The organism is Betaproteobacteria bacterium (assembly GCA_009377585.1).
In the GTDB taxonomy this organism is placed as follows: Bacteria; Pseudomonadota; Gammaproteobacteria; order Burkholderiales; family WYBJ01; genus WYBJ01.
The window spans coordinates 41,731-58,431 of record WHTS01000028.1 but is presented as its reverse complement, the minus strand read 5'-3'; the positions used below and the strand labels follow the sequence as shown (position 1 = coordinate 58,431).

Sequence of the window (16,701 nt, the reverse complement as noted above, 5' to 3'; positions counted from 1 at the left end):
GCCGATGTGTCGCTGTACGTCATGACGCCCGAGTACGGTGCGGCCAGCCAGCTCGAGAAGATCGAGATGCTCGATGCCGCCGACGTGGTGGCCATCAACAAGTTCGACCGGCGCGGGGCGGAGGACGCGCTGCGCGACGTGCGCAAGCAGCTGCAACGAAACCGCCAGGCGTTCAGTGCCCGAATCGAGGAGATGCCGGTGTTCGGCACGGTCGCTGCGCGCTTCAACGACCCAGGCGTGACGACGCTCTATTGTGCCGTGCGCACCGCACTGGCCGAGTATGGCCTTGCACTCGGCGCCGGGTATTCGACGCCGACCTCCCCTCTCCCCCCTTCTGCTGCGGCACCCATCCTCCCCGCCGCCCGCTCCCGCTATCTCGCCGAGATCGCGGAGACGGTGCGCGCGTATCGGTGCCGGGTGGACGACGAGGCCCGGATTGCAAGCGAGCTGCAGCATCTGACCGAAGCGCGGCGCATGCTGGCCGCGGCAGGCGGCGAGACCGGCGCCATCGATGCGCTGTTGACGCAGATGCAGCCTCGGCTCGCGCACGATGCGAACGAGCTGCTCGCGCGTTGGCCCGAGACCGTGCGGCTCTACGCGGGCGAGGAAGCCGCGGTGGACGGCGAAGGCGGCGCAACGCGCCTTGGCACGGTCTCGCTTTCCGGCACGCGCATCCCCAGGATCGCGCTGCCCCGCTATCGCGATCACGGCGATCTGCTACGCTGGCTCATGCTGGAGAACGTGCCGGGGCGCTTTCCGTTCACGGCCGGGGTGTTTGCACTGCGCCGCGAGGACGAAGATCCCACACGCATGTTCGCCGGCGAAGGCGATTGCTTTCGCACCAACCGGCGCTTTCACCTGCTCTCCCAAGGCATGCCGGCGAAGCGGCTTTCCACCGCGTTCGATTCGGTCACGCTGTACGGCTTCGACCCCGATCCGCGCCCCGACATCTACGGCAAGGTGGGCAACTCCGGCGTCTCGATCGCGACGCTGGAGGACATGAAGGCGCTGTACGCGGGATTCGACCTGTGCGCGCCGGACACCTCGGTATCGATGACCATCAACGGGCCGGCGCCGACGCTGCTGGCGATGTTCCTGAATACCGCGATCGATCAGCAGCTGGATCGGTTTCGCGCCGAGCACGGGCGCGCGGCGGACGCGGCCGAAGCGGCGCAACTTCGGGCGCGCACGCTTGCGACAGTGCGCGGCACCGTGCAGGCCGACATCCTGAAGGAAGACCAGGGCCAGAACACCTGCATCTTCTCGACCGATTTCTCGCTCAAGGCGATGGGCGACGTGCAAGAGTATTTCATCGCGCACGGCATCCGGCGCTTCTACTCGGTGTCCATCTCCGGCTATCACATCGCCGAGGCCGGCGCGAATCCGATCTCGCAGCTCGCGTTCACGCTGGCGAACGGCTTCACCTACGTCGAGGCGTTCCTCGCGCGCGGCATGGCAATCGACGACTTCGCGCCCAACCTGTCGTTCTTCTTCAGCTACGGCATGGAGCCCGAGTACGCGGTGCTGGGACGCGTGGCGCGGCGCATCTGGGCTACCGCGATGCGCGAGAAGTACGGCGCCGGCGAGCGCAGCCAGAAGCTCAAGTTCCATTCCCAGACTTCGGGACGCAGCCTGCATGCGCAGGAGATCGCGTACAACGACATCCGCACCACGCTGCAGGCGCTGATCGCCTCCTACGACAACACCAACTCGCTGCACACCAACGCCTACGACGAGGCGATCACCACGCCGAGCGAGGACTCGGTGCGCCGCGCGCTCGCGATCCAGCTCATCATCAACCGCGAATGGGGCTTGGGCCGCAACGACAATCCCAATCAGGGATCGTTCGTCATCGAGGAGTTGACGGACCTGGTGGAGGAAGCGGTGCTGCGCGAGTTCGAGCGCCTGTCCGAACGCGGCGGCGTGCTCGGCGCGATGGAGACGGGCTACCAGCGCGGCCGCATCCAGGACGAGTCGATGCTCTACGAGACGCGCAAGCACGATGGCTCGTATCCGATCGTCGGAGTCAACGTGTTTCGCAACGAGCAGGCGCAGGATACGGTTGCCGGCATCGCCTTAGCACGTTCCACCGAGGCGGAGAAGCAGAGCCAGCTCGCGCGGCTGCGTGCTTTTCACGAGCGACATCGGGAAACGTCCGGCCCGGCGTTGCAGCGTTTGCAGCAAGTCGCGATGGCGAACGGCAACGTGTTCGAAGAACTCATGCATGCCGTGCGGGTATGCTCGCTCGGACAGATCACGCATGCGCTGTTCGAAGTGGGCGGGCAGTACCGGCGCAATATGTGATCGGCGTGCGTTCCCGTTTCAAGCAAGGCAGGCAAGGGAAGCAAGGCTTCGGCGGCGAAGTTCTCCCCTCTCCCTCCGGGAGAGGGGCCGGGGGTGAGGGAAGTCGTGAGCATGACGCATAATTCCCTCACCCTCGATCCCTCTCCCAAAGGGAGAGGGAAGACAACCTTACCCCTGGGACCAACATACAAGACGTTGTGAGGGAAGAACGGAACGAGGAACATGCGCATCGAAGGCAGCACCTTCCTGATCACCGGCGGCGCATCGGGCTTGGGCGCGGGCACGGCGCGCCTGCTGGCGCAGGCCGGCGCCAATGTCGTCCTGGGCGACATGAATGCGGAAGCGGGCAGTCGCATCGCCGCCGAGCTCGGCAGCCGCGCGCGCTTCGGGCCGACCGACGTGACGGACGAAAGCCAGACGAAAGCGTTGGTCGACATGGCCCGCCAAACCTTCGGCCGCCTCGACGGCGCCGTGAACTGCGCCGGCATCGTGATCGGCGAGCGCGTGCTGGGGCGCAACGGCCCGCACCGTGTCGAATCGTTCCGGCGCGTGATCGAGGTGAACCTGATCGGTACTTTCAATACGATTCGACTCGCGGCAGCCGCCATGGCCGACAACCCACCGGGAGAGTCGGGCGAGCGCGGCGTGATCGTCAACACGGCTTCGGTCGCAGCCTTCGACGGTCAGATCGGGCAGGCGGCCTATTCAGCCTCCAAGGGCGCGATCGCGTCGATGACCTTGCCGCTCGCCCGCGAGCTCGCCCGCAGCGGCATTCGCGTCGTGACCATCGCACCCGGAATTTTCGACACGGCCATGGTCGGCGGCTTCGACCAGGAACTGAAGGGCTCGCTCGCCGCGCAGATTCCGTTTCCCGCGCGGCTCGGCCGTCCCGACGAGTATGCGGCGCTGGTGCGTCACATCGTAGAGAATCAGATGCTCAATGGCGCCACCATCCGGCTCGACGGCGCGATTCGCATGGCGCCGAAATAACGCGCAAGCCGACGAGCCGCCGACCCGAGAGATCGTTCATGGACTACGGCAACATCCTGCTCGAACAGCCCGAGGCCGGCATCCATCTGCTTACGGTGAACCGGCCGAAGTCGCTCAATGCGCTCAACGCCGGCACACTGGACGAAATCGCCGCTGCAATCGCGCGGGTCGGGGACGACAAGACGGCCCGCGTGCTGCTCGTGACCGGCGCGGGCGACAAGGCGTTTGTTGCAGGCGCCGACATCGCGCAGATGCAAAGCTTCGGGCCGGCCGATGCGCAGGCGTTCTCCGAGAAAGGTAATCGCACCTTCCGCGCGCTCGAGATGCTGCCCTTGCCGGTGATCGCGCTGGTGAACGGTTACGCCTTGGGCGGCGGCTGCGAGCTCGCCCTGGCATGCGACTGGATCGTGGCCTCGGAACGTGCCGCGTTCGGCCAGCCGGAAGTGAACCTCGGCGTGGTGGCGGGCTTCGGCGGCACCCAGCGCCTGCCGCGGTTGATCGGGCGTGCACGCGCGATGGAATTGCTGGTCACGGGACGCATGGTCAAGGCCGAGGAGGCGCTGCGCATCGGGCTCGTCAACCAGGTCGTTGCGCCCGAACGGTTGTCCGAAACCGGCCTGGAGCTCGCGCGTACCATCGCTTCGAAGGGCCCGGTCGCCGTGCGCCTGACCAAGCAGATCGTCCAGCGCGGCCAGGACATGGACCTGCCGAATGCCTGCCAGCAGGAGGCGTATGCGTTTGCGCTGGCATGCGCGACCGAGGATCAGAAAGAGGGCATGAAGGCGTTTTTGGAGAAGCGGCCGGCGAAGTTCATGGGGGGGTGAATGGACGAGGAGGCTGCCGGCCGTCGTTGCCGTGAAAACGGGAATCCAGGGTGCGAAGGAACGCGGACCATTACCGCTGTAATACCAATGAACCGTTGAGCACGCGCCGGACCTCGCGATCACGCGGAGCCGCAATGAAGGAGGAGAGCCTGGAAACGTTCCCGCGCCTGCTGCTGCATCACGCAGCCGCGCATGGCGCGCGCCCGGCGATACGCGAGAAGGACCTGGGCATCTGGCAGACCTGGACTTGGGGCCAGGTTGCAGCCGAAGTGCGCGACCTGGCCAACGGCCTGGCCCTGCTCGGATTCCGGCGCGGCGACAGTCTCGCCATTGTCGGCGACAACCGTCCGCGCCTGTACTGGGCCTTGTGCGCCGCGCAGGCGCTGGGCGGCATTCCGGTTCCGATCTACCAGGACGCCGTGGCGGCGGAGATGATCTACGTGCTGCGGGATGCCGAGGCGGCGTTCGTGCTTGCCGAGGACCAGGAGCAGGTCGACAAGCTGCTGGAGGCGCTGCCGCAGTGTCCTCGCATTCGCCACATCGTCTACGACGATACGCGCGGGATGCGCCACTATGCAGCGCCGCAGTTGTGCAGATACGATGCGCTGATCGCGCGTGCTCGCAACGCGCCGGGCGCCATCGACTTCGAGGCCGAGGCCGGCAAGGCGCGCGGCGACGACGTCGCCATCATGCTCTACACCTCCGGGACGACCGGCGAGCCCAAGGGCGTGCGCCTCAGCCACGACAATCTGCTCGTCACCGCCCGCAACGCCGCGCGCTTCGACGGTCTCACCGAGCGCGACGAAATACTCTCGTACTTGCCGATGGCCTGGGTGGGCGACAACGTGTTTTCATACGCGCAAGCCTACGTGACCGGGTTTTGCGTCAACTGCCCGGAAAGCTCGCAGACCGTGCTCACCGACATGCGCGAGATCGGCCCGACCTATTATTTCGCGCCGCCGCGCGTGTTCGAGAGCCTGCTCACCCAGGTCATGATCCGCATGGAGGACGCCGCGGCGCCGAAGCGGGCGCTGTTCCGCCACTTCATGGCGCTGGCGCGTCGGGTCGGTCCCGCGATCCTCGACGGCGGCTGCGTATCCCTTCTCGACCGGCTCCATTACGCGCTCGGCGAGCTGCTCGTCTACGGGCCGCTCAAGAACGTGCTCGGCATGTCGCGCATTCGCGTCGGCTACACCGCGGGCGAAGCGATCGGCCCCGACATCTTCATCTTCTTCCGTTCGCTCGGCATCAACCTGAAGCAGCTCTACGGCCAGACCGAGGGCGCCGTGTTCGTATGCATGCAGCCCACGAGCGAGGTGCGGCCCGATACGGTCGGTCCGCCGGCGCCCGGCGTGGAGGTGAAGGTGACCGCAGCGGGCGAGGTGATGTATCGCGGCCCCGGGGTGTTCGCCGCCTATCACAACAACCCGACGGCCACGGCGCAAACCAAGACCGCCGATGGTTGGGTGCGCACCGGAGACGCGGGCTATTTCGACGCTGCAGGGCATCTGCGCATCGTCGATCGGGCACATGATGTCGGCAAGCTCGCGGACGGGACGCTGTTCGCGCCGAAGTTCATCGAGAACAAGCTCAAGTTCTTTCCCCATATCAAGGAGGCCGTTGCCTTCGGTGACGGCCGGGCGTTCTGCGCCGTGTTCGTGAACATCGACCTGGAATCGGTCGGCAACTGGGCCGAGCGGCGCAACCTTGCCTACGCCGGCTATACCGACCTCGCGGCCAAGGAAGCGGTCTATGCGCTCGTCGCCGATTGCGTTGCGCATGTGAATGCGGACTTGGCGGCCGATCCGAAGCTCGCCGGCTCGCAGATCCGGCGTTTTCTCATCCTGCCCAAGGAGCTCGATGCCGACGACGGCGAGCTCACGCGCACGCGCAAGGTGAGGCGGGGGCGCATCGCCGAACGCTATGCGAGCCTGGTTCATGCGCTCTATTCGGGTGAGGGCCGCTACCAGCTGGAGACCCGAGTGCAGTTCGAGGATGGCCGCACGGGGATGATTCGCGCCGAGGTGCGAATCGCCGACCTGCCTGCGCGGCAGGAGCGCGTCGCCGCATGAGCTTCGTCCCGACGCCGCAGCCCGCCGTCGATGCGGCGCCGAAAGTTTCCGCCATCGACAGCTCGCCGCCAGGCGCCAGAGCGAGGCACGCCATCGGCGAGGTGATTCTGCGCGCCGACGACATTTCGCTCGCCTTCGGCGGTGTGCAGGCGCTTTCGCACGTGAGCTTCGACGTGCGCGCCCACGAGGTGCGCGCGATCATCGGCCCCAACGGCGCGGGCAAGAGCTCGATGCTGAACGTCATCAATGGCGTCTATCATCCGCAGCAAGGCCGCATCACTTATCGCGGCACGACGTTTCGGCGCATGACGCCGTACCAGGCGGCCCGGGCCGGCATCGCACGCACCTTTCAGAACATCGCGCTCTTCAAGGGCATGAGCGTGCTCGACAACATCATGACCGGTCGCACGCTCGCGATGCGCGCCGGGCTCTTCAGCCAGGCGCTGTATTTCGGCCGCGCGCGCCGCGAAGAGATCGCCCATCGACGCCAGGCCGAAGCCATGATCGATTTCCTGCAGATCGAGGCGGTACGCAAGGTGCCCGTCGGCAGGCTGCCCTACGGGCTGCAGAAGCGGGTGGAGCTCGGACGCGCGCTGGCGGCCGAGCCCGAAGTGCTGCTGCTGGACGAGCCGATGGCGGGGATGAACATGGAGGAGAAGCAGGACATGAGCCGCTTCATCCTGGACGTGAACGACGAGTTCGGCACCACCATCGTCCTCATCGAGCACGACATGGGGGTGGTGATGGATCTGTCGGACCGTGTGGTGGTGCTCGATTACGGCCGCAAGATCGCCGACGGGACGCCGGACGAGGTGCGCAACGACCCAGGCGTGATCGCGGCGTATCTCGGCGTGGCTCGAAGTTGATCATTCCGTATTGGACGACAGTGCAACACGGACACAACACGCCCCTCTCCCTCCGGGAGAGGGGCTGGGGGTGAGGGAAATGGGCTTCTTCCTCGAAGTCCTGCTCGGCGGCCTGATGGCCGGGGTGCTGTACTCGCTGGTGGCGCTCGGCTTCGTCCTCATCTTCAAGGCGTCGGGCGTCTTCAACTTCGCCCAGGGCGCCATGGTGCTGTTCGCCGCGCTCACGCTGGTGCGGCTGATGGAATGGATGCCGTGGCCGCTCGCTTTCGCCGTCGCGACCGCGATCATGGTGCTGCTCGCCATCGCCATCGAGCGCCTGGTGCTGCGGCCGCTGGTCAACCAGGATGGCGTGATCCTGTTCATGGCGACCATCGGTCTCAGTTTTTTCCTGGAGGGATTCGGGCAAGCGCTCTGGGGCAGCGACGTCTACGCGCTCGACGTCGGCATGCCGAAGGACCCGCTGATCGTGCTGGAGAACGTGTTCGAGGGCGGCGTGCTCGTGAACGAAGGCGATGTCGTCACCGCGCTGGTGGCGGGCGCGCTGGTCGTGAGCCTGGCGTTGTTCTTTCACCGCACGCGCCTGGGGCGGTCGCTGCGCGCGGTCGCCGACGATCATCAGGCGGCGCAAAGCGTCGGCATCCCGCTCAACCGCATGTGGGTGATCGTCTGGAGCATCTCCGGCCTGGTGGCGCTGGTGGCGGGCGTGGTGTGGGGCACGAAGCTCGGCGTGCAGTTCTCGCTCGTGCTTGTGGCCTTGAAGTCGCTCCCGGTCGTCATCCTGGGTGGCTTCACCTCGATTCCGGGTGCGATCGTCGGCGGGCTCATCATCGGCGCCGGCGAGAAGCTCTCCGAGGTCTACCTCGGCCCGTACATCGGCGGCGGCATCGAGAACTGGTTCGCCTACGTGCTGGCGCTCGCGTTCCTGCTGGTGCGGCCGCAGGGACTTTTCGGCGAGCGCATCATCGAGCGGGTGTGAGGATCGGGAAGGAAGAAGCGCAATACGGAGACGATGCGTTAAAGGATGCTCTGAATTGCCGTCATGCCCGCGGACGCGGGCATCCAGGACTGCTTGACTGGATTCCCGCTTCCGCGGGAATGACGAAGTGGCGGTTCTTCAGAGACTAAAGGCGGACACCGAGCAGACTGCGGATAGCCGAATGCTTTATCGAGAGGCAGGTCAGTTCAAGACTTCGTATGCCGCCGACATGGCGGTATTCCCGATCCGCCAGGACCGGTGGCTGGTGGCGATTCTCGTTGCCGTGGCCTACGTCGGCCTGCCGCTGATTGCGTCCGGCTACCTCTTTCGCGCCATCCTGATCCCGTTCCTGATCCTGGCGCTGGCGGCAATCGGGCTCAACCTGCTGGTGGGCTACTGCGGCCAGATCTCGCTCGGCACGGGCGGCTTCATGGCGGTGGGCGCCTACGCGGCATATAACCTTGCGCTGCGTCTTCCCGATCTCAACCTGCTGCTCGTATTCGTGCTCGCGGGGGTCGCGGCCATGCTGGTCGGCATGGTGTTCGGCGTGCCGAGCCTGCGCATCAAGGGCTTCTACCTGGCGGTGGCGACGCTCGCCGCCCAGTTCTTTCTCGACTGGCTGTTCCTGCGGGTGAAGTGGTTCACCAACGATACGCCGTCCGGGTCGGTCACTGCGCCCGAGCTCGCCGTGTTCGGCTGCGTCATCGATACGGACGTCGAGCGTTACCTTTTCTGCCTCGCGGTGGTGACGCTCTTCGCCGTCATCGCAAAGAATTTGGTGCGCGGGCGCATCGGACGATCCTGGATGGCGATCCGGGACATGGACGTGGCGGCCGAGATCATCGGCATCCGCCCGCTTCGTGCCAAGCTGTCGGCATTCGCGGTGAGCTCGTTCTACGTCGGTGTCGCCGGCGCATTGTGGGCGTTCGTGCACCTGGGATCGTGGGAGCCGCTCGCCTTCGACGTCAATCGCTCGTTCCAGCTGCTGTTCATGGTGATCGTCGGCGGTCTGGGCTCGATCCTCGGCAGCTTCCTCGGCGCCGCATTCATCACCATCCTGCCGCTCGTACTCAACCAGATCCCGGGCGCGCTCGGCATCCCGCTCTCCACGGCGGCCATCGCGCATCTGGAGCTCATGGTGTTCGGCGCGCTGATCGTGCTGTTCCTGATCTGGGAACCGCACGGTCTGGCGCGGTTGTGGGCGATCGGCAAGGAGAAGTTGCGACTGTGGCCGTTTCCGCACTAGATTGTGCAGGTGTGAGGCAGCGGGCGAGGCAACGACAAACTGCAACGACAAAGCGGGGGTGGCGTATGAGGAGCTGGAGTACGTTCCAACGGCTGGCGGTGGCATGGGCGGCGGTCGCGGCGCTCGGCAGCGGCGTCGAAGCTCAGGCGCAGGCCAACGAGCAATTCATCCCGGTCCTGGTGTACCGCACCGGGCCGTACGCGCCCAACGGCGTGCCGTGGGCCGACGGGTTCGTCGACTACCTGAACCTCGTGAACGAGCGTGACAAGGGCATCAACGGCGTGCGGGTCACCTATGAAGAATGTGAGACCGGGTATGCCACCGACCGCGGCGTCGAGTGCTACGAGCGGCTCAAGAGCAAGGGTCCGACCGGGGCGGCGGTGTTCAATCCGCTTTCGACCGGCATCACGTTCGCGCTGACGGAAAAGGCGCCGGTCGACAAGATTCCGCTGATCACGATGGGATACGGCCGATCGGAGTCGGCCGACGGCAGCGCATTCACATGGAATTTCCCGCTGCTCGGCACGTACTGGACGGCTGCCGACATCATCATGCATCACATCGCGAACAAGCTCGGTGGCTACGGCAGGCTCAAAGGCAAGAAAGTCGCGCTCGTCTACCACGATTCGCCTTACGGCAAGGAGCCCATCCCGCTGCTCACGGCGCTTTCCAAGAAGCACGGCTTCCAGCTCCTGACGCTGCCGGTCACGCATCCCGGGGTGGAGCAGAAGGCGACGTGGCTGCAGGTCCGGCAGAATCGCCCCGATTTCGTGCTGCTGTGGGGCTGGGGCGTCATGAACTCGACCGCGATCAAGGAGGCGGTGGCGGTCAACTATCCGCGCGAACAGATGTACGGCGTGTGGTGGTCGGGCGCCGAGCCCGACGTGCTTCCGGCCGACGCGGGCGCCAAGGGCTACAACGCCGCCGCGCTTCAGCACTCGTCCGGACAGGGTGCCGTGCACAAGGCGATCCTCCAGCACGTCTACGACAAGAACAAGGGCTCGGGCAAGCGCGAGGAGGTCGGCACCGTGCTCTACAACCGCGGCATGATCAACGCCATGGTGACCATCGAGGCGATCCGCACCGCGCAAGCCAAGTTCGGGCAAAAGCCGCTCACGGGAGAGCAGGTGCGCTGGGGCATCGAGAATCTCGCGCTCGACGCGGCGCGCATCAAGGCGCTGGGATTCGACGGATTCCTGCAGCCGATCCAGGTCTCGTGCCGCGACCACGAAGGCGTGCGCCTCGCCCGCATCCACCAATGGGACGGAAGCAAATGGAGCTTCGTCTCCGACTGGATCAAGGGTAACGAGCCGATGCTGCGCGCGATGGTCGAGGAGGCGGCGAAGAAGTACGCCGCAGAGAAGAAGATCACGCCGCGGGATTGCAGCAAGGAGAGCTGATGCTGCTCGTCGAAGGCGCGAGCCCGCTCTCGCCTGCCGGCGTCATTCCCGCGCAAGCGGGAAGCCAGAATTTCACACATGCTCCTGGGCCCCCGCCTGCGCGGGGGCGACGGATCGCAATGGTATCCGCAGCATGAACACCGCGAACGCGAACGCCAGTGCAACACTGCTCGACGTGAACGGCATCGAAGTGATCTACAACCACGTGATCCTGGTGCTGAAGGGCGTCTCGCTGGCCGTGCCCGAAGGCGGCATCGTCTGCCTCCTCGGCGCCAACGGCGCCGGCAAGACGACCACGCTCAAAGCGATCTCGTGCCTGTTGCGCGCCGAGCGCGGCGCGGTCACGAAGGGAGCGATCAGCTATCGCGGCAAACGCATCGACCGGCTCGATCCGTCGGCGCTCGTGCGGCGTGGATTGATCCAGGTCATGGAAGGACGGCGTTGTTTTGCCCACCTCACCGTGGAAGAGAACCTCCTGACCGGCGCATATACGCGCGGCGGCGGCCGCCGCACAGGCGTGGCGGAGGACCTGGAGAAGGTCTATCACTATTTCCCGCAGCTGCGCGAACGGCGCAGCGCCACCGCCGGTTACACCTCGGGCGGCGAGCAGCAGATGACCGCGATCGGACGCGCGCTCATGTCGCGGCCGGCGATGATCCTGCTCGATGAGCCTTCGATGGGGCTCGCGCCGCAGCTGGTCGAGGAGATCTTCGGCATCGTGCAGCGGCTCAATCGCGAGGCGAACGTGAGCTTTCTCGTTGCCGAGCAGAACACGGCGCTCGCGCTGCGTCATGCCGAGTACGGCTACATTCTGGAGAACGGGCGCGTCGTGCTCGACGGTACGGCAGCGAGTCTGGCGGCGAACGAGGACGTGAAGGAGTTCTACCTCGGCATCGCGGCCGGCGAGCGCCGCAATTTCCGCGACGCAAGACATTACCGCCGGCGCAAGCGCTGGCTCGCCTAGTGTCCTGAGTCCGAAATTCGCCGCGCAAAAGATGCCGAGAATCGACGCCATACTTTGTCGCGAATCCTCGCCGGGTGTCCAACCCGGCTGTGGTTCGCTTCGCGTCTGGCGCCGATTTCGACACTTTTGCCTCCTTATCCTCAGAGCATACGTTCGAGACTAATGCGACGAACCTCGGACTCAGGACACTAGGAGGCCGCATGGATCATTTCGACCGGCTGGAAACGCGCGACCCGGCCAGCCGCGAGCGCGCTCTCATGGCCGCGCTGCCCGGTCTCATCCGCCACGCGCAAACGAACGCGCCCGGCTTCGCCGAGCTGCTGCGTGGTGTGGATGCGGGTGCGATCACGAGCCGCGCAGCGCTCGCGCAGTTGCCGCTGGTGCACAAGGGCAGCCTCAAGGACCTTCAGCGCGCCGCCTTGCCGTTCGCCGGCTTTGCGGCGGTGCGCACGGCCTCACTCGCCCGCATCTACGCTTCACCCGGCCCGACGTACGATCCCGAGGGCCGCACGCCCGACTACTGGCGTTTCGCGCGAGCGCTGTTCGCCGCCGGCTTTCGCAGCGGCGACCTGGTGCACAACTGCTTTGCCTACCACATGACGCCGGCCGGATTCATCGCCGATCTCGGGGCGCAGGCGCTCGGCTGCACGGTGTTCCCCGGCGGTACCGGCAATACCGAGATGCAAGTGGCGGCAATCCGCGACCTGCGCCCGCAAGGCTATGTCGGCACGCCGAGCTTCCTGCGCATCATCGTCGAGAAGGCCGACGAAATGGGCGCCGACATTTCGAGCCTCGAGCGCGCGTTGGTCGCCGCTGAAGCGCTACCGCCGGCGCTGCGCGCTCAGCTCGATGCGCGTGGCATCCGTACGCTGCAGTGCTATGCGAGCGCCGATCTCGGTCTCATGGCCTACGAGTCGCAGGCGCGCGAAGGCATGATCGTCGACGAAGGCATGATCGTAGAGATCGTGCGCCCCGGCACCGGCGAGCCGGTCGGCGCGGGCGAGGTGGGCGAAGTGGTGGTGACGAGCTTCACGCAAGCCTATCCGCTCATCCGTTTCGCCACCGGCGACTTATCGGCCGTGCTGCCGGGCATAAGCCCGTGCGGGCGTACCAACATGCGCATCCGGGGCTGGCTCGGTCGTGCCGATCAGGCGACCAAGGTGCGCGGCATGTTCGTGCATCCGTCGCAGGTCGCCGAGGTGCTGCGGCGCCATCCGGAAGTCGTCAAGGCGCGGTTGGTGGTCGACTTCGATGCCCACGGAGCCGATCGGATGACGCTCGAATGCGAAGTGGCAGCCGGAAGCGGTGAAGCGTTGCCAAACGCCATCGCAGAGAGCCTGCGCCAGGTCTGTCAGCTGCGCGGCGAAGTCAGGCCGGTCGCTGTGGGTGCGTTGCCTGACGATGGGAAGGTGATCGAGGAGCGGCGCCAGTACTCGACTTGAGTCGCAGTTCTCGCCTCGCTGCGGACCCGGTGCGACAACCCTCGCTTCCAGAGGAAAGGGGAGCGAAAGGGGAGCGTACAACGGAAAGCGGTTTGTCAGTCCCTTTGCGCGCCATCAATGGTGACCGCCATGGCCGCCGCCATGCGCGGTGAGCGGCCGCACCGCAGCCTTCACTTCGACGTTCTCGCGCTTGCCGTCCTTGCCCTCCACCACCAGCATGAGCGGGACGCTTTGGCCTTCCTTGAACGGGCCCTTCAGTCCCATCAGCATGATGTGATAACCACCGGACTTGAATTCGACGGTCTTGCCGGCCGGCAGCGCCACGCTCGCAACCGGGCGCATTTTCATCATGTTGTTTTCCATCCGGCTCTCGTGCATCTCGACTACGCCGGCAACGGGCGATCGGACTTCGACGATGCGCGCATCTCTTGCGGAGGTGATCTGCAGGAAGGCGCCGGTTGCGCTCTGCTGCGGGACGGTGGCGCGAACCCAGGCCTCCTTGACCGTCACCTGTGCATGGGCGGAAGCAAAGAACGAAGCAAGCAGTACGATCGCGGCGATATGTTTCATGGGGATTCCTGTACATCGAGCGGCTGCCGAAAGTGTGCAAGCGGCAGCGGAGGTCGTATTCTATGCGGGCCCGGCGCGATGAGAGCCACGAAATGCCTGAATTCTGCAGGCAGCGCTCGATCTTTCGATGCATGGGCTTGCCGCTTACCACGGAGAGCCACGACGCCGGCAAGCGGGCATGAAAATCGATGGGGCTATCGGCGGCTTGCCGGCGTTCGGCCACAGCGGGCGAGAGCCGAAATACGCACTGCTATAATCATCGCGTGCAATGGGGACTCGCCGTTCGTGCGCCTGTCGCCGGAGCGGCCAAACGCAACAGGGTACCGTCATGGACATGAAGGATCTGCAGCCAGATGTCGACCCGCAAGAGACCCAGGAGTGGCTGGACGCTCTGGATGCGGTCATCAAGGTCGAGGGCACCGAGCGGGCGCACTACCTGCTCGAGCGCATGATCGAGCGCACGCGCCGCGCAGGCGCGCAGCTTCCCTTCACCGGCACGACGGCCTACCTCAATACCATTCCGCCCGGGCTCGAAGAGCGCTCCCCGGGTGATCACGAGCTCGAGCATCGCATCCGCACCTACGTGCGCTGGAATGCGATGGCCATGGTGGTGCGGGCCAACCGCGATACCAACGTGGGCGGCCATATCGCGAGCTTCGCCTCGGCGGCCACGCTCTATGACGTGGGCTTCAACCACTTCTGGCGCGGCGCCACGGATACGTTCCGCGGCGACATCGTCTACTTCCAGGGGCATTCGTCGCCCGGTATCTATGCGCGCTCGTTCCTGCTCGACGAGCTGACCGAGGAGCAGCTCGACAACTTTCGGCAGGAAGTCGACGGCAATGGGCTGCCGTCCTATCCGCACCCGTGGCTGATGCCGAACTACTGGCAGTTCCCGACGGTATCGATGGGGCTCGGGCCACTCATGGCGCTCTACCAGGCGCGCTTCATGCGCTATCTGCGTGATCGCGGCATCACCGAGAACCAGGGCCGCAAGGTGTGGGCCTTCATGGGCGACGGCGAGATGGACGAGCCCGAATCGCTCGGTGCGATCTCGCTGGCCGGGCGCGAGAAGCTGGACAACCTCATCTTCGTCATCAATTGCAACCTGCAACGCCTCGACGGGCCGGTGCGCGGCAACGGCAAGATCATCCAGGAGCTCGAGTCCGAGTTCCGCGGCGCGGGCTGGAACGTCATCAAGGTGATCTGGGGCTCGTACTGGGATCCGCTGTTCGTGCGCGATACCAAAGGCATACTGCTCAAGCGCATGGAGGAGTGCGTCGACGGCGAGTACCAGACCTTCAAGTCGAAGGACGGCGCCTTCGTGCGCAAGCACTTCTTCGGCAAGTATCCCGAGCTGCTGGAGATGGTCGCGACCATGACCGACGACGACATCTGGCGCTTGAACAGGGGCGGGCACGATCCGCACAAGGTCTATGCCGCATATGCCGCGGCGATGAAGCACGTCGGCCAGCCGACGGTCATCCTCGCCAAGACCATCAAGGGCTACGGCATGGGCGAGTCGGGTGAATCGCAGAACATCACCCACCAGCAGAAGAAGATGGGAACGTCCTCGATCCGTGCGTTCCGCGACCGCTTCCGCGTGCCGGTGACCGACGACAAGCTCGATGAAGTGCCCTATCTCAAATTCGAGGAGGGAAGCGCCGAGCTCAAGTACCTGCGCGAACGGCGCGAAACGCTCGGCGGGCGCGTGCCGTGGCGGCGGCGCAAGGCCGATCCGCTGCCGGTGCCGGCCTTGTCCGCGTTCGAGTCGCTGCTCAAGGCAACCGGCGACGAGCGCACGATGTCGACCACGATGGCGTTCGTGCGCATCCTCTCGACCCTGGTGCGGGACAAGAAGCTCGGCAAGTTCGTCGTGCCGATCGTGCCGGACGAGTCGCGCACCTTCGGCATGGAAGGGATGTTCCGCCAGCTCGGCATCTACTCCCACGTCGGCCAGCTGTATACGCCCCAGGATGCCGAGCAGTTGATGTTCTACAAGGAAGACCAGAACGGTCAGATCCTGCAGGAGGGCATCAACGAGCCTGGTGCCATGTCGTCGTGGATCGCCGCGGCCACCGCCTACAGCACGCACGGCGTGCCGATGATTCCGTTCTACATTTTCTATTCGATGTTCGGTTTCCAGCGCGTGGGCGACCTGTGCTGGGCGGCGGGCGACATCCGCGCGCGCGGGTTCCTGCTCGGCGGAACTGCCGGGCGTACCACCCTGAACGGGGAAGGCCTGCAGCACGAGGATGGTCACAGCCACCTGGCCGCGTCCACCATCCCGAACTGCATGGCGTACGATCCGACCTTCGCCTACGAGCTCGCCGTCATCATGCAGGACGGTATGCGGCGCATGTATGCCGAGCAGGAGGATTTGTTCTACTACATCACCTTGATGAACGAGAACTACCCGCACCCGGCAATGCCGGCGGGCGCGGAGAACGGCATTCTCCAGGGGATGTATCTCTTCCGGGAAGGCAAGGCGAAATCGAGCCGCGCGCCGCGCGTGCAGCTGCTCGGATCCGGCACGATCCTGCGCGAAGTGATCGCGGGGGCGGAACTGCTCGAACGCGACTTCGGCGTGGCGGCCGACATCTGGAGCTGCCCGAGCTTCAACCAGCTGCGCCGCGAGGGGCTCGACGCCGAGCGCTGGAACCGGCTGCATCCGGAGGCCGAGCCGCGTCTGTCCTATGTCGAGCAGTGCCTGCAGGATCGCCAGGGCCCGGTCGTGGCCGCGACCGACTACATGAAGACTTACGCCGATCAGATCCGCCCGTTCGTGCGCAATCGCTACATCGTGCTCGGCACCGACGGCTTCGGCCGCTCCGACACGCGCGAGAAGCTGCGCCGCTTCTTCGAGGTCGACCGGCATCATGTGACGGTGGCCGCGCTCAAGGCGCTGGCCGAAACGACCGAAGCGATCTCGCCCAAACAGGTGGGCGAGGCGATTCGCAAATACGGCATCGATCCCGAGGCGCCGAATCCGGTCACTGTTTGATCCGGGGCCGAGGTTGCCGAGTGAAGGAGTGAAGGAGTGAAGG

The 16,701-nt window shown here is 65.6% G+C and carries 12 protein-coding genes; 11 read left to right on the top strand and 1 reads right to left on the bottom strand.

Translation table 11 applies throughout. From position 1 onward, the window contains the following. The 10 genes from GEV05_11690 to GEV05_11645 form a co-directional block, all read left to right on the top strand. On the top strand, positions 1–2,304 hold a 2,304-nt coding region (locus GEV05_11690), incomplete at its 5' end, for a methylmalonyl-CoA mutase (GenBank protein MPZ44047.1). A gap of 222 nt (positions 2,305–2,526) precedes the next feature. Beyond that, the gene (locus GEV05_11685; protein ID MPZ44046.1) at positions 2,527–3,294 is read left to right on the top strand and encodes an SDR family NAD(P)-dependent oxidoreductase; all 768 of its coding nucleotides are present in this window, start codon (positions 2,527–2,529) and stop codon (positions 3,292–3,294) included. 38 nt (positions 3,295–3,332) lie between these two features. Continuing rightward, the gene (locus GEV05_11680; protein ID MPZ44045.1) at positions 3,333–4,118 is read left to right on the top strand and encodes an enoyl-CoA hydratase/isomerase family protein; all 786 of its coding nucleotides are present in this window, start codon (positions 3,333–3,335) and stop codon (positions 4,116–4,118) included. A gap of 134 nt (positions 4,119–4,252) precedes the next feature. Further along, positions 4,253–6,190: an AMP-binding protein gene (locus tag GEV05_11675; GenBank protein MPZ44044.1), complete on the top strand. Its 1,938-nt coding sequence runs from the start codon at positions 4,253–4,255 to the stop codon at positions 6,188–6,190. Further along, the gene (locus tag GEV05_11670) at positions 6,187–7,056 is read left to right on the top strand and encodes an ATP-binding cassette domain-containing protein (protein ID MPZ44043.1); all 870 of its coding nucleotides are present in this window, start codon (positions 6,187–6,189) and stop codon (positions 7,054–7,056) included. The genes GEV05_11675 and GEV05_11670 overlap by 4 nt, the downstream gene beginning before the upstream one ends. A gap of 79 nt (positions 7,057–7,135) precedes the next feature. After that, positions 7,136–8,032 (top strand): branched-chain amino acid ABC transporter permease, encoded by an 897-nt coding sequence (locus tag GEV05_11665; GenBank protein ID MPZ44042.1) that lies wholly within the window; start codon positions 7,136–7,138, stop codon positions 8,030–8,032. A 181-nt stretch (positions 8,033–8,213) separates the two neighbouring features. After that, positions 8,214–9,278, top strand: a complete 1,065-nt coding sequence (locus GEV05_11660) for a branched-chain amino acid ABC transporter permease (GenBank protein ID MPZ44041.1) — start codon at positions 8,214–8,216, stop codon at positions 9,276–9,278. A gap of 65 nt (positions 9,279–9,343) precedes the next feature. Next, on the top strand, positions 9,344–10,678 hold the full coding sequence (locus GEV05_11655; GenBank protein ID MPZ44040.1) for an ABC transporter substrate-binding protein: 1,335 nt from the start codon (positions 9,344–9,346) through the stop codon (positions 10,676–10,678). Between the two features lie 133 nt (positions 10,679–10,811). Beyond that, entirely contained in the window at positions 10,812–11,642 is an 831-nt protein-coding gene (locus GEV05_11650) for an ATP-binding cassette domain-containing protein (protein MPZ44039.1), read from the top strand. A 200-nt stretch (positions 11,643–11,842) separates the two neighbouring features. Beyond that, the gene (locus GEV05_11645; GenBank protein MPZ44038.1) at positions 11,843–13,084 is read left to right on the top strand and encodes an AMP-binding protein; all 1,242 of its coding nucleotides are present in this window, start codon (positions 11,843–11,845) and stop codon (positions 13,082–13,084) included. A 114-nt stretch (positions 13,085–13,198) separates the two neighbouring features. Here the strand turns inward: GEV05_11645 and GEV05_11640 are convergent, their stop codons facing one another. Next, positions 13,199–13,654: a copper chaperone PCu(A)C gene (locus tag GEV05_11640; GenBank protein MPZ44037.1), complete on the bottom strand. Its 456-nt coding sequence runs from the start codon at positions 13,652–13,654 to the stop codon at positions 13,199–13,201. Between the two features lie 334 nt (positions 13,655–13,988). Between GEV05_11640 and aceE the strand changes: the two genes are divergently transcribed. Beyond that, positions 13,989–16,658 (top strand): pyruvate dehydrogenase (acetyl-transferring), homodimeric type, encoded by a 2,670-nt coding sequence (gene aceE, locus GEV05_11635; GenBank protein MPZ44036.1) that lies wholly within the window; start codon positions 13,989–13,991, stop codon positions 16,656–16,658. Positions 16,659–16,701: the final 43 nt, after the last annotated feature.

Excerpts from the sequence above, each read along its gene's own strand:
- GEV05_11640 (MPZ44037.1), bottom strand. The coding sequence starts at position 13,654 with ATGAAACATATCGCCGCGATCGTACTGCTTGCTTCGTTCTTTGCTTCC.
- GEV05_11675 (MPZ44044.1), top strand. The coding sequence starts at position 4,253 with ATGAAGGAGGAGAGCCTGGAAACGTTCCCGCGCCTGCTGCTGCATCAC.
- GEV05_11655 (MPZ44040.1), top strand. The coding sequence starts at position 9,344 with ATGAGGAGCTGGAGTACGTTCCAACGGCTGGCGGTGGCATGGGCGGCG.
- GEV05_11685 (MPZ44046.1), top strand. The coding sequence starts at position 2,527 with ATGCGCATCGAAGGCAGCACCTTCCTGATCACCGGCGGCGCATCGGGC.
- GEV05_11645 (MPZ44038.1), top strand. The coding sequence starts at position 11,843 with ATGGATCATTTCGACCGGCTGGAAACGCGCGACCCGGCCAGCCGCGAG.
- GEV05_11680 (MPZ44045.1), top strand. The coding sequence starts at position 3,333 with ATGGACTACGGCAACATCCTGCTCGAACAGCCCGAGGCCGGCATCCAT.
- GEV05_11665 (MPZ44042.1), top strand. The coding sequence starts at position 7,136 with ATGGGCTTCTTCCTCGAAGTCCTGCTCGGCGGCCTGATGGCCGGGGTG.
- aceE (MPZ44036.1), top strand. The coding sequence starts at position 13,989 with ATGAAGGATCTGCAGCCAGATGTCGACCCGCAAGAGACCCAGGAGTGG.
- GEV05_11660 (MPZ44041.1), top strand. The coding sequence starts at position 8,214 with ATGCTTTATCGAGAGGCAGGTCAGTTCAAGACTTCGTATGCCGCCGAC.
- GEV05_11670 (MPZ44043.1), top strand. The coding sequence starts at position 6,187 with ATGAGCTTCGTCCCGACGCCGCAGCCCGCCGTCGATGCGGCGCCGAAA.
- GEV05_11650 (MPZ44039.1), top strand. The coding sequence starts at position 10,812 with ATGAACACCGCGAACGCGAACGCCAGTGCAACACTGCTCGACGTGAAC.